Origin of the sequence: Microbulbifer magnicolonia (genome assembly GCF_035117725.1) — a bacterium.
GTDB classification, from domain to species: Bacteria; Pseudomonadota; Gammaproteobacteria; order Pseudomonadales; family Cellvibrionaceae; genus Microbulbifer; species Microbulbifer magnicolonia.
The window spans coordinates 208,732-221,872 of record NZ_JAYEFD010000002.1; the positions used below are offsets into that span (position 1 = coordinate 208,732).

Consider the following 13,141-nt stretch of genomic DNA (forward strand, 5'->3'; position numbering starts at 1 on the left):
CACATTGAACTGCGCAAGCGGAATGCGCTTGCGCAATGCGAGGTCCTGCAGTCGGTGGCCGCCCGGGAAATATTTACCGATGAGGTTTTTTACCGGGCGGCCACCGACTGCAGGGCCGTTCAGAACCCCTAGCGGCATCCAGTCCCGAACTTTAGAAATCGCCAGTCAACGCCAGCATAAACAGGTCCGGCGGCAGCAGCTGCCCGTTTACCTGCAACTGGCCTCTGTCCACCTGCAGATGCATCTGCAGTTCGCCGTTCTTTTCCATCAACAGCCCGTACTGGCGCAGCATCATGGCCTGCCCCACCAGTGGCGACTGCAGCAGTGCCTGTTCCGCCGCGCTGAATGTCATAGATCCGGTCAGCGGGGCCAACCACTGTTCGGCGCCAATGCGGGCCCGCCGCGCGCTCGCCGCCGGCATGCCGCTCCAGTCCAGCTCCGCATCCACCAGCACCGGCCCGTTGCGGGACTGCACCGCCAGCTGCTGCTGTAACTGCAGCGGCCGCTGCAGCTGCTGCGGCCAGTTGCGCGCGGCCGCCGGCAGCAGCGCGCGCAGGTAGTGGACCAGATCCGCCGTGCCTATCTCCGGCAGGGTCATCTGCTGCTGCAGTGAGGTCACCGGCGTGGCCGACTGCACCTGCGGCAGCTGCAGATTTGAGACCATTTTCAGTGTGCCGGCGGCCAGCTGCTCCAGGGTCAGTTGCAGGCTGATATCGCGCAGCTCCAGCGGACCCGATTCGGACTCGGCGCGCAGCAGCGGCAGTCGCAGCGTCGCCTCGCCCCCCTCGCCGGGAACGAACTGGAATTCGCCGCTGAGCGCTTCGGTGTACAGTTTTTCCATTCCAGCGCGGGTTTGCCGCAGGGAGCCCAGCGCCAGGGTACCGGTCAGCAGGGCGCCGCTGTAATCGGTCTCGAGCAGCACCTCGCCGCCGTCGAAAACCAGTTCGCCGCTGCCGTCGCTGTGCGTGAAGGGATCGAGACGCAGGGTATTGATGACGCGGTTGTCGGCCTGTACCAGGGATTCCAGCACCAGCGGGCTCCGCTCCAGGCGACCGTAGATATTCTCCAGCTGGGCGCGCAGTTGCGGTGCTAACTGTTCGGGCGACAGCCGGGTCTCGCTGTAGACCAGACCCAGGCGCGGGCCGCGCGCGGTGAACAGCAGCGGTCCGTGCTTGATTTCGGTGTGCAGCCCGGTCTTGCCATCCGCGCCGGTGAGCTCGGTGTCGGTTTCGGCGCCGAACCAGCCGCGCCGGTATGCAGCGGTATCGCCCCCCTGGAGCCTGCCGAGCTGCTGCTTCCAGATTTCCTCGACCTTGGGGCCGATGAATCCAGGCGCTGCCAGTGCCGCAGCGACGGCCAGTCCGAGCAGGCAAAACAGGGATATCCGCAGAAATTTCATGGCAAACATTCGATAGGAAAGATTTGCGCCGATCTTAACAGATTCTGTGTGACGGGGCCGGGAACGCGGAGCTGGGGGGGGGGAGGGAATCAGGCGGGTGCCAGCGCCCTGGCCACGCGGGAATTGCTCTCGCGGCCCAGCTCGGCGGAGATGAAATTGCCGGCCTCGGCCAGCAGGTTCAGGTCCACGCCGGTCTCGATGCCGAGACCGTTCAGCAGGTAGAGCACATCCTCACTGGCCACATTGCCGGAGGCGCCCTTGGCATAGGGACAGCCGCCGAGGCCGGCCACGGCGGAGTCCACTACCGCCACCCCCATCTGCAGCGCCGCATAGATGTTGGCCAGTGCCTGGCCGTAGGTATCGTGGAAGTGCACCGCCAGCTTTTCCACCGGCACTCTGGCGGTGACCTGTTCGATCATACGCTTGGCCGCCTCGGGGGTGCCGACGCCGATGGTGTCGCCGAGGGAAATCTCGTAGCAGCCCATATCCAGCAGCGCGCCACTGACCTCCGCCACCTTGAGCGGGTCTATCTCGCCCTCGTAGGGGCAGCCGAGCACGCAGGACACATAACCGCGCACCGGAATGCCGTCCTTGTGCGCCTGCTCGAGCAGCGGCCGGAAGCGCTCGAGGCTCTCGGCGATGGTGCAGTTGATATTCTTCTGCGTGAAGGCCTCGGAGGCCGCGCCAAATACCGCCACCTCGTCCGCCTTCGCCGCCAGCGCGCGCTCGTAGCCCTGCATGTTTGGCGTCAGCGCGCTGTAGACGATACCGGATTTTCTCTGGATACCCGCCAGCACTTCCTCGCTCGCGGCCATCTGCGGCACCCATTTCGGGCTGACGAAACTGCCGGCCTCGATCACCGGCAGGCCGCTGGCGCTGAGGCGGTCGATCAGCGCGATGCGGGTCTCGACCGAAATCGGCTGCTTCTCGTTCTGCAGGCCATCGCGCGGACCCACCTCGACCATTTTTACCTGCTTTGGAAGACTCATGTTCACTCTCCCGCCTCGAAGTCGATCAACAGGCTGCCGCCGTCCACCAGCTCGCCCTCGGCACAGAAAAACTGCTGCACAGTGCCGGCGGCGGGGGCGCGCAGTGTGTGCTCCATCTTCATCGCCTCCATCACCAGCAGCGGCTGGTCCTTTTCCACCTGGGTGCCCGGTTCCACCAGCAGCGCGATGATGGTGCCGTTCATCGGCGCATCCAGGCCGTGGGCCTGATCGCCGCTCTCGCCCAGATCCGGCGGCAGCAGTTTGAACTCCACCTGGGTGCCATCGATAAAGATGGCACCGCCCTGCTCGGTATCGACGCTGGAAAAGTTCAGCCGGCGGCCGTCCACCAGCGCCAGCTCGCGGCCGGGCAGCACGCGGATTTCGCCGGTGTGGATGTCACCTTCGAGCGCGTCGCACTGCCAGTAGACGCTGTCGCCGCGGGCGATAAAGGAAATTTCCGCGTGGTGGCCGCGGTACTCGACATTGTGCGCACGCCTGGCGGCGAGGCCTGAGCGCCAGTTGTCGCCGCTGTGCCAGGGCGAGTGCGGATCGGCCGCGGGCGCGGCCGCGCGCAGATCCTGTATTTCGCGCTGGTTCAGGTAGCCGGCGATCGCGGCGCACTTCAGCGGTGTCAGCTGTTGTTCCTGTTGCAGGATTTCCGCCTCGTAGTCCTCGATAAAATGCGTGGACACGCGGCCCGCCGCAAAGGCGCTGTGATTGATGACCCGGCGCAGGAACTCGACATTGTGGCGCACGCCGGCAATCTGGTATTCCTGCAGTGCGCGGTCCAGCTTGGCCAGCGCCTCCTTGCGGGTGCGGCCGTGGCAGATCAGCTTGGCGATCATCGGGTCGTAGTGCACGCTGATCTCGTCGCCGCTCTGCACGCCGGTATCGACCCGCACGCTCTCGCTTTCCCGTGGCGGGCGGTGGCGCACCAGCTTGCCTGTCGACGGCAGGAAGTCGTTGTCCGGATCCTCGGCGTAGATGCGCACTTCCAGCGCGTGGCCGAGGATGTGCAGGTCGTCCTGGTGCAGCGGCAGCGGATCACCGGCGGCGACCGCCAGCTGCCAGGCCACCAGGTCCTGGCCGGTGATCATCTCGGTCACCGGGTGCTCCACCTGCAGGCGGGTGTTCATCTCCATAAAGTAGAAGGCACCGCTGGCATCCAGCAGGAACTCGACCGTACCCGCGCCCACATAGCCGATGGCGTGGGCGGCGCGCAGCGCCGCCTCACCCATGCGCGCGCGCAGGTCTTCGCTGAGCCCCGGCGCCGGGGCCTCTTCCACCACCTTCTGGTGGCGGCGCTGCACCGAACAGTCCCGCTCGAACAGGTAGACGCCGTTGCCCTGCTGGTCGCAGAACACCTGGATTTCCACATGGCGCGGGCTGACCACATAGCGCTCCAGCAGCATCAGGTCGTCGCCGAAGGCGTTCATCGCCTCGCGCTTGGCCGCCGCCAGCGCACTGTGGAACTCGCTCGGGCTGTCGACGCGGCGCATGCCTTTGCCGCCGCCGCCGGCGGCCGCCTTCAGCAGAACCGGGTAGCCGATGCGCTGGGCGTGGCCCTCGAGAATATCCGCGTTCTGGTTGGTGCCGTGATAGCCGGGCACCAGCGGCACCTTGGCCTCTTCCATGATGCGCTTGGCCGCGGACTTGGAACCCATCGCATCGATGGCACCGGCGGGCGGGCCGACGAAGATGATGCCGGCCGCATCGCAGGCGCGGCAGAAACCGGCGTTTTCCGACAGGAAGCCGTAGCCCGGGTGTATCGCGTCGGCACCGGTGCGCCTGGCCGCGCTCAGAACCTTGTCGACATCCAGATAGGAATCTTTGGCCGGCGCCGGTCCCAGGTGCACCGCCTCATCGGCGAGCTGCACATGCAGCGCATCGGCATCCGCGTCCGAATAGACCGCCACCGTGGCCACACCGAGGCGACGGGCTGTCTTGATGATGCGGCAGGCAATCTCGCCGCGGTTGGCAATTAACAGTTTGCGAATCATAAAAACCCTGACAATTGTTTGTCGCTGCTATTCAGCCACCGTTCATCCAGTTGGGCGCGCGCTTCTCCAGGAAAGCGCTCAGCCCCTCCTGCCCCTCCGGGGACACCCGCACCGCGGCAATCAGCGCACTGGTCTGCCCCTGCAGTTCCTCGTTGATCACGCGGTTGGACATGGACATCGCCAGCTGCTTGGCCATGGCCACGGCGCGCGGGCCGTTGTCGGTAATGGCGTTCACCAGGTTCTGTACCGTCAGGTCCAGATCGCCCTCGGCGCAGACCTCCGACACCAGGCCGATCTGCCGGGCGCGCTCGGCAGAGAAGCGCTCGGCGGTAACGAAGTAGCGGCGCGCATGGCGGGCACCGATGGCATTGATCACATAGGGGCTGATCGTGGCCGGCAGCAGGCCGATCTTCACTTCCGACAGACAGAAACTGGCGCGCTCGCTCGCCACCGCCATATCGCAGCAGCTGACCAGGCCGACGGCGCCGCCGAACGCCGCGCCCTGCACGCGCGCGATGGTTGGCGCCGGGAAGATGTCCAGCTTGTGCAGCATGGCGGCGAGGGCGGCGGCATCGCGGCGGTTCTCCTCCTCGGAGTAGTCCGCCATGCGCTTCATCCAGTTCAGGTCGGCGCCGGCGGAGAAGCTCTTGCCGTTGGATGCCAGTATCAGCACGCGCACTGCCGGGTCCTGCCCGAGGCGATCGAAAGTCTCGCCCAGCTCGCGGATCAGCGCGTCGTCGAAGGCGTTGTGAATTTCCGGCCGGTTCAGGGTGACCGTGGCCACGCCTTCGCTGTCGATTTCGGTTAGCAGTTTGTCGCTCATAGTGGATTCCTTAAATATTTTGCGCGCCCACTGATTTTTGTAGGAGGGGCCCATGGCCGCGATCAATCTGTCGGGACTCTCTGGAATCCGATCGCGGCCATGGGCCGCTCCTACAGCGTATTGCCCGGGTTACATGCGGAATACGCCGAACGTCGTCTCTTGCGGCTCCTTGTGACTGGCGGCGGCCAGACACAGGCCCAGCACGCGGCGGGTATCCGCCGGGTCTATGACGCCGTCGTCCCACAGGCGCGCCGACGCGTAGTAGGGGTGCCCCTGGTGCTCGTAGTCGTCGACGATCGGCTGGCGGAACGCCCGCTCCTCTTCCGCGCTCCAGGACTCTCCGCGCGCTTCCATCTGGTCGCGCTTTACCTGCGCCAGCACGCCGGCCGCCTGCTCGCCGCCCATCACCGAGATGCGCGCGTTGGGCCACATGAACAGGAAATTCGGATCATAGGCGCGGCCGCACATGCCGTAGTTGCCGGCACCGAAGGAGCCGCCGATTAGTATCGTGATCTTCGGCACCCTGGCCGTCGCCACCGCGGTCACCATCTTGGCGCCGTGCTTGGCGATGCCGCCGGCCTCGTACTGTTTGCCGACCATGAAACCGGTGATGTTCTGCAGAAATACCAGCGGGATATGGCGCTGCGCGCACAGCTCGATAAAGTGCGCGCCTTTCTGCGCGCTCTCGGCGAACAGGATGCCGTTGTTGGCGACGATACCCACCGGGTAACCGTGAATGCGCGCGAAGCCGGTCACCAGGGTGGTGCCGTAGAGCGCCTTGAACTCGTCGAACTCGGAGCCGTCTACGGTGCGGGCGATAATCTCGCGCACGTCATAGGGCTGGCGCGCATCCTTCGGCACTATGCCGTAGATCTCTTCCGGCGGATAAATCGGCTCGATCGGCTTGCGGATATCCAGCCCGGGGGTCTTGATGCGGTTCAGCCGCGCAATCGAGCGCCGCGCCAGCTGCAGCGCATGTACATCGTTGTTCGCGTAGTGGTCGGACACGCCCGACGTGCGGCAGTGCACCTCGGCACCGCCGAGTTCCTCCGCGGACACCTCTTCACCGGTGGCGGCCTTCACCAGCGGCGGGCCGGCGAGGAAGATGGTGGCCTGCTCCTTCACCATGATGGATTCATCGGCCATCGCCGGCACATAGGCGCCGCCGGCGGTGCAGCTGCCCATCACCACGGCGATCTGCGGAATGTTCTGTGCCGACAGGTTGGCCTGGTTGAAGAAGATGCGGCCGAAGTGCTCGCGATCCGGAAACACATCGTCCTGGCGCGGCAGGTTGGCGCCGCCGGAATCCACCAGGTAGATACACGGCAGATTGTTCTGCTCGGCGACGGTCTGCGCGCGCAGATGTTTTTTCACCGTCAGCGGATAGTAGGTGCCGCCCTTTACCGTCGCGTCGTTGGCGACGATCACGCAGGGCTGGCCGGACACAGTGCCGATACCGGTGATGATACCGGCCGCCGGTACGTCCTCGCCGTAGACATCGTGGGCGGCCAGTTGGGAAAACTCGAGGAAGGGACTGCCCGGATCCAGCAGCGCGTCTATGCGGTCCCGCGGCAGCAGCTTGCCCCGCGCCAGATGTTTTTCCCGCGCGCGCTCACCGCCGCCCTGGGCGATTTTCTCCACCTTTTCCCGCAGGTCCGCGACCAGTTTTTCCATCTGTTCGCGGTTTTCGGCGAAGGCGGGGTCGCGGGGGTTAATTTTGCTCTGTAGCTGGTTCATAAATTCTGATTCACGATTCTCTGTAGCTGCCAACAACTCAGGTGTCCGATACGAAGGCGCTGATGCCGGGATTCGTTTGCGGGACCGTCGGCGGCCATGGATGGCCGCCGCCGAACCTACAGGGATGTATTCCCGGGGGGGGCGCCTAGCCCGTGTCCCGCAAGGTCATCCCCGGCAGCAGCGCCGCCACTAAACCGTCTAGCGCCAAGATGGCGGGCCTGGGGCCCGCGTGCCGAGCTGGGGCTCGGCGCGCCCGGCTCAGCGGGTCTCGTTGAACAGTTCGCGGCCGATCAGCATGCGGCGCACTTCCGAGGTGCCGGCGCCGATCTCGTACAGTTTGGCATCGCGCAGCAGGCGGCCGGTGGGGTACTCGTTGATATAGCCGTTGCCGCCCAGGGTCTGGATCGCCTGCAGGGCCATCTGCGTCGCGCGCTCGGCGGTGAACAGGATCACCGCCGCGGCGTCCTTGCGCGAGTCCTCGCCGCGGTCGCAGGCCCTGGCCACCGCGTAGAGGTAAGCGCGGCTCGCGTTCAGGTCGGCGTACATATCGGCGATCTTGCCCTGCATCAGCTGGAATTCGCCGATGGCGCGGCCGAATTGCTTGCGCTCGTGCACATAGGGCACCACCACATCCAGGCACGCCTGCATGATGCCCACCGGGCCACCGGAGAGGATGGTGCGCTCGTAGTCGAGACCGCTCATCAGCACGCGCACGCCGCCGTTCAGTTCGCCCAGAATATTTTCTTCCGGCACCTCGCAGTCCTGGAATACCAGCTCACAGGTGTTGGAGCCGCGCATGCCGAGCTTGTCGAGTTTCTGCGCCTGGGTGAAACCGGGGAAATCGCGCTCGACGATAAATGCGGTGATACCGCCGGAACTGATGCCCGGCTCGGTGCGCGCGTAGATCACATAGGTGTGGGCGTCGGGGCCGTTGGTGATCCACATCTTGTTGCCGTTCAGGACGAAGCGGTCGCCCTTCTTCTCCGCGCGCAGCTGCAGGCTGACTACATCCGAGCCGGAGTTGGGTTCGCTCATCGCCAGCGCGCCGATATGCTCGCCGGAACACAGCTTCGGCAGGTATTTGGCCTTCTGTTCCGGCGTGCCGTTCTTGCGGATCTGGTTTACGCACAAATTGGAGTGGGCACCGTAGGACAGGCCGACCGACGCGGACGCGCGGGAGATCTCCTCCATCGCCACCGCGTGGGCCAGATAGCCCATGTTGGAGCCGCCGAACTCCTCCTCCACGGTCATGCCGAGCAGGCCCAGCTCGCCGAATTTCTTCCACATATCCGCAGGGAACAGGTTGTCCTCGTCGATCTGTGCGGCGCGCGGCGCCAGTTCCGCCTGGCAGAACTTGTAGACCATATCGCGCAGCATATCGATCTCTTCGCCGAGACCGAAGTTCAGGGTGCGGTAGGAGGTATTCATAGCGACTCCGTAACGGTTATTTCGTCAGTTTTCTATGTTGTGTTTCAGCGAGGCGCGGGCGCGCGCCTCCGCCTCATCCAGCTCACCCATCAGGCTCTGGATGTCGCGCAGCTGCTGGTTGAGCTGCGCGCGTTTTTGTTCTATGTGCTGCAGCAGCCGCTGCAGCTGCTCCACGTTGCCGTGGGCCGGGTCGTACATATCGATGATTGCCCGGCTCTCGTCGAGGGAGAAACCCAGCCGTTTGCCGCGCAGGATCAGTTTCAGCCGCACCCGGTCCTCCGGGCTGTAGATGCGGGTCTGACCGCGGCGCGCCGGATTGAGCAGCCCCTTGTCCTCATAGAAGCGGATGGCGCGGGTGGTGATATCAAACTCCCGCGCCAGCTCGGAGATACTGTAGCTGGCGGGCTGTTCGGTGTTAGTAGCGGCTTTGGCTGTCATGGCAACTTCCTCTGGACGCGCTGAAGCCTAGCAGGAGTTTACGTTAACGTAAACGTCAACTATATGACAAAAATAGACCTCCATCTGGTGATCAGTCACCAGACAAGGGAGGACGGCAATAGAGGGAGTTTAGGCGTTCAGCAGCTGGCGCAGCTGATTGTCGAGCAGTCTCTGATAGCTCGGCACCAGGCCGGTCACTTCGGCACCCCAGCTGGCGCCGTGGTGCTCGATGCGCCCGTCGAGAGACTTGTCCGCGAGCAGATCCGCGTGCAGCGACAGGCCGCGGGACTGCGCCAGCAGCTGCTCGCCGGAGAAGTCGAAGGACTGCGGCTGCGCCGGCACCACCGCCAGCGCCAGTTGCAGACCGGTGGCGCGGCTGGCGCTGTGCAGCTCCCGCAGCAGCAGGCCGCAACAGACGGCGCGGAAGGCCGCGTCTTCACCGCAGAAGCCGAGCCCCTGTTGCGGGCCGGCGTGCTGCAGCGGGCGCGCGTCGTAGATGCGCCGCAGCAGCTGCAGGCGCTCCGCCAGCTCCAGCTGCAACTTGTCGAGCGCAGTGCGGCTCAGTTGATTGCCCAGCTGCGCCCAGTTCAGCGGGCGGATATAGAGGCCCACGACGATTTCCGGCTCCGCCCGTGCCTGCGGCACCGGCCGCGGCTGCACCACCGGGACCGCGCGGCGTGCGGCAGCGCCTGCGGCCAGCGGGGAAACCGTGATCGCCGCCAGCGCCGCGGCAGCGCTGAACGGCAGCGCAAACACCAGGCTCAGCAGCAGGCTGGCCCAGGGAAAGTCGACACCACTGCCCGGCAACAGATTCACGCTGACACTGCCGGCAATGCTGTCGTGCAGAACCACCGGGACGTTAAGGGACTCCCCGCGCTCCGTATCGCCGACCTGCGCCAGGGTGTTGGATTCCACATCCTGCACGGCGATGCCGCTGATCGCCGGCAGCGCCAGCATCTGCTGGGCCAGCAGCTGCATGCTGATGCGGTCGCCGGCGACGATGCGCTCCAGGCTCTGGCCGGCGAGAAAGGTCGCCGCCGCCGCAGCCGCGGCCCTGTCCCGCGCTACGGCCGCAGACTTCTGCTGGCCGTAGTAATGCCCCAGGGCCGCGCTGCAGAAGAGCGCCAGCACCAGCCAGATGGCCGCGGCCAGCAGCTGTTGCTGTGTGCGCTGCGGCAATCCGGCGATCAGCTGCGGCAGGTTTCGGGTCTTGGAAACGATGGAGGCAAGCATAGGGGGCCGCTGGGATTTTTGTCGTTGTAAGAATTGTGCCGATTTTAGCGAAGATTGCTCCGGGAGCTATAATGCGCCTCCAACTTTCCGCAACCGCAGGGACCAGCGCCATGGGCGAGATGCCGACCACACAAGAATTCCACCTGCCGCTGGCGCAGATAATCCAGTCACCGATCGACTGCACCCTGCGCTACCTGGATTACTCCGGCGATTACGCGCGCTTGGGCCTGGAATACCGCGGCAGCGCGCCCTTCGAAGATATCACCAGCTGTGAACTGGTACCGCCGTCGCGGGAGCCCGCCCCGGTCAACGCCCCCTGGTGCGTCACCCTGCTCTCGCCGGACGCCAGCCTGGCGCAACTGCAGCAACTGCTGCGCTTCTTCGCCGAGCACAACTGGCCGGTGACCGCGGTCGACACCCTGGCCCAGCGACGCGAGCGCACCGTGCTGCGCTTCCAGCTGGGTGCCGAACTGGAATTTGCCGCCGCCAAACACGCCTGCCTGCAGCAGGCGCAGAAACTCGGCGCCGATCTGGTGCTGCAACCGGGCAGCAGCCAGCGGGTTCCGGCCCTGGCCGGCTTCGACATGGACTCGACGCTGATCGACGCGGAGGTGATCGATGAACTGGCCAAGATCACCGGAATCGGCGACCAGGTGGCCGCGATCACCGAGGCCGCCATGCGCGGTGAGCTGGATTTCCGCGCCAGTTTCAGGAAGCGGATGGCGCTGCTCAAGGGCTTTTCCGAACAGCGCCTGGCGGAGATAGCCACCCGGCTGCCGCTCAAGGCGGGCGCCGAGGAACTGCTGCGCGCACTGCGGGCGCTGGGCTGCAAGACGGCCATTCTGTCCGGCGGCTTCACCTTTTTTGCCAACTACCTGCAGCGCGAACGACTGCCGGTGGATTTCATCCACGCCAACCAGCTCGAATTCGCGGACGGTGCCCTGACCGGCGGCGTGATAGAGCCGATCGTCGACGGCATGCGCAAGCGGGAACTGCTGCAGCAGATGGCGGACGAGCTGGGGCTGGGCCTGGAGCGGGTCATCGCCGTCGGCGACGGCGCCAACGACATTCCGATGCTGAACCTGGGTGCACTGGGCATCGCGATTCACCCGAAACCCAAGGTGCGACTGGAGGCGCCGCAGTCCATCGACAGTTTCGGGCTGGATGCGGCGCTGTACCTGTTTGGCCTGAACGACCGGCAGATAGAAAGGCTTATTTAGAAGCAGCCTGTGGCCGCTTCTACGCCGAGAAATGCAACGCGGAGAAATGCAACAGATCACGCCATCGCGTGGGGGAAAGGCAGCGGGCGCGATTTGTTGCTATCGGTGCAGACGCTGACGCCGCCGCCGCAGCTGACCGCAGACAGCGCCAGCAGCGACACCAAGAATATCCTTTTCCACATGACAGCCCCTCTCCATCAGCGCCGGTGTTGTTCGGATTGCAGATTACGCAAAGGGTTCCGCGCTGAACAGTGGGCGGTCGAAACAGCCGCCAATAAATTGGCTGCGCGTGACAGCGTTCGGAACACTATCCTGACAGGGAGCGCAGGCCGGTTCGCCCCGATGCGTCGCCGCCGCGCACAAACCTGTGAGTGACCCGCTGCAACCCGCCGAACCTATGCCAGTTTCAGACAGCGATAGCGAAACCCAATTCCGCGACAGCCTGCGCGCACTGTCCCACCCTTTGCGCCACCGCGACGATCTGGACCCGTTGATCGAATCGCTGGCGGGCGCCCGCATCGTGATGCTGGGGGAGGCCTCGCACGGGACCTCCGAGTTCTATCTCTGGCGCGCCGCCATCAGCCGGCGCCTGATCGAGGAGCACGGCTTCGACTTCATCGCGGTGGAGGGCGACTGGCCCGACTGCTATCGCGTCAACCGCTATGTCAAAGGCTACCCCCAGTCCGGTGAGCGGGCCGAAACCGTGCTGCGCGGTTTTGATCGCTGGCCGACCTGGATGTGGGCCAACTGGGAAATGGTCGCCTTCGCCGAGTGGCTGCGCAAGCACAACGCCGGCTCGCCCGGGCGGCCGGTGGGCTTCTACGGTCTGGACGTCTACAGCCTGTGGGAATCCCTGGACGCGATCATGCAGCACCTGCGCCACAACGACCCGCAGTCGATACCCGCCGCCGAGCGGGTGTTCAATTGCTTTCAGCCCTACGGTCGCGACGAACAGCGCTACGCCCGGCATACCGCGGTTTCCAAACACGACTGCGCCGACGAGGTGATCGGCCTGCTGCTGCAGTTGGCGCGCCGGCACCCGCCGTTCGACTCGGATCCGGAGGGGGACTTCGATGCCGAGCAGAATGCCCATGTCATGGTCAGCGCGGAGCGCTATTACCGCACCATGATGGCGGGCGGCGCCGGCTCCTGGAACCTGCGCGACAGCCATATGATGGAGACGCTCAACCGCCTGATGCAGCATCACGGCCCGGATACCCGGGGCATCGTCTGGGCCCACAACACCCACATCGGCGACGCCCGCGCGACGGATATGCGCCATGTGGGCATGCACAATATCGGCCAGCTGGCGCGCGAGGAATGGGGTTCCCAGCGGGTGCGGCTGGTCGGCTTCGGCTGTCATCGCGGCAGCGTCATCGCCGGCGGCCACTGGGGCGCCGACATGCAGCGCATGGCGTTGCCGCCGTCACCGGAGCCCAGCTGGGAGGGCACATTGCACGCGGCGCTAGGTGACAACGGGATGCTGCTGCTGGACCGGGTCGGCGACCGTCGTGAGTTCTCCACCGCCCGCGGTCACCGCGCGGTCGGCGTGGTCTACGACCCGCGGCGCGAGCGCGGCAACTATGTGCCGACCGAACTGGCGCGGCGCTACGACGCATTCGTCTACCTGGATGAAACCCGCGCGCTGCACCCGCTGCATATCGAAGCCACCGAAAGTGCGACGCCGCCGGATACCTACCCCTGGGGTTTCTGAAGCCCTGCGGCTGCTAGCCGTGGGTAACGCTCGCATGCGGGAAGGACAGCGGCGGCCCGCCGCGATCGTTGCAGGCACTGTTGCTGCAGCCGACCGCGAACAGCAACAGCAGCGCGGGAAAAACCAGCTTCGGCATCGTCTCTATCTCCAGATCGGGCCG

Annotated in this window: 12 protein-coding genes; 2 read left to right on the forward strand and 10 right to left on the reverse strand. The window is 65.4% G+C overall.

The genetic code is table 11. The features are described from left to right. Window positions 1-151: 151 nt before the first annotated feature. From RRF64_RS10185 to RRF64_RS10220, 8 genes are all read right to left on the reverse strand, one after another. The gene (locus RRF64_RS10185; RefSeq protein WP_323845779.1) at window positions 152-1,399 is read right to left on the reverse strand and encodes a DUF945 family protein; all 1,248 of its coding nucleotides are present in this window, start codon (window positions 1,397-1,399) and stop codon (window positions 152-154) included. 89 nt (window positions 1,400-1,488) lie between these two features. Beyond that, the gene (locus RRF64_RS10190; protein WP_323845780.1) at window positions 1,489-2,388 is read right to left on the reverse strand and encodes a hydroxymethylglutaryl-CoA lyase; all 900 of its coding nucleotides are present in this window, start codon (window positions 2,386-2,388) and stop codon (window positions 1,489-1,491) included. Window positions 2,389-2,390: 2 nt separating this feature from the next. Next, window positions 2,391-4,388, reverse strand: coding sequence for an acetyl/propionyl/methylcrotonyl-CoA carboxylase subunit alpha (locus RRF64_RS10195; RefSeq protein WP_323845781.1), 1,998 nt, complete (start codon window positions 4,386-4,388; stop codon window positions 2,391-2,393). A 31-nt stretch (window positions 4,389-4,419) separates the two neighbouring features. Continuing rightward, on the reverse strand, window positions 4,420-5,211 hold the full coding sequence (locus RRF64_RS10200; RefSeq protein WP_323845782.1) for an enoyl-CoA hydratase/isomerase family protein: 792 nt from the start codon (window positions 5,209-5,211) through the stop codon (window positions 4,420-4,422). Between the two features lie 129 nt (window positions 5,212-5,340). After that, window positions 5,341-6,948 (reverse strand): carboxyl transferase domain-containing protein, encoded by a 1,608-nt coding sequence (locus RRF64_RS10205; protein WP_323845783.1) that lies wholly within the window; start codon window positions 6,946-6,948, stop codon window positions 5,341-5,343. A gap of 258 nt (window positions 6,949-7,206) precedes the next feature. Then, on the reverse strand, window positions 7,207-8,376 hold the full coding sequence (locus RRF64_RS10210) for an isovaleryl-CoA dehydrogenase (protein WP_323845784.1): 1,170 nt from the start codon (window positions 8,374-8,376) through the stop codon (window positions 7,207-7,209). A gap of 24 nt (window positions 8,377-8,400) precedes the next feature. After that, a complete protein-coding gene (locus tag RRF64_RS10215) occupies window positions 8,401-8,814 on the reverse strand; it encodes a MerR family transcriptional regulator (protein ID WP_323845785.1) in 414 nt (137 codons plus the stop codon). Between the two features lie 129 nt (window positions 8,815-8,943). Further along, window positions 8,944-10,047 (reverse strand): hypothetical protein, encoded by a 1,104-nt coding sequence (locus RRF64_RS10220; protein WP_323845786.1) that lies wholly within the window; start codon window positions 10,045-10,047, stop codon window positions 8,944-8,946. 71 nt (window positions 10,048-10,118) lie between these two features. Here RRF64_RS10220 and serB point away from each other — a divergent pair, with 71 nt between their 5' ends. Then, the gene (serB, locus tag RRF64_RS10225; protein WP_323845787.1) at window positions 10,119-11,267 is read left to right on the forward strand and encodes a phosphoserine phosphatase SerB; all 1,149 of its coding nucleotides are present in this window, start codon (window positions 10,119-10,121) and stop codon (window positions 11,265-11,267) included. Between the two features lie 56 nt (window positions 11,268-11,323). Here serB and RRF64_RS10230 read toward each other — a convergent pair whose 3' ends face one another. Beyond that, window positions 11,324-11,449: a hypothetical protein gene (locus tag RRF64_RS10230; protein WP_323845788.1), complete on the reverse strand. Its 126-nt coding sequence runs from the start codon at window positions 11,447-11,449 to the stop codon at window positions 11,324-11,326. A gap of 215 nt (window positions 11,450-11,664) precedes the next feature. Here RRF64_RS10230 and RRF64_RS10235 point away from each other — a divergent pair, with 215 nt between their 5' ends. Beyond that, window positions 11,665-12,981: an erythromycin esterase family protein gene (locus RRF64_RS10235; RefSeq protein WP_323845789.1), complete on the forward strand. Its 1,317-nt coding sequence runs from the start codon at window positions 11,665-11,667 to the stop codon at window positions 12,979-12,981. 13 nt (window positions 12,982-12,994) lie between these two features. Here RRF64_RS10235 and RRF64_RS10240 read toward each other — a convergent pair whose 3' ends face one another. After that, window positions 12,995-13,117, reverse strand: coding sequence for a hypothetical protein (locus RRF64_RS10240; protein ID WP_323845790.1), 123 nt, complete (start codon window positions 13,115-13,117; stop codon window positions 12,995-12,997). Window positions 13,118-13,141: the final 24 nt, after the last annotated feature.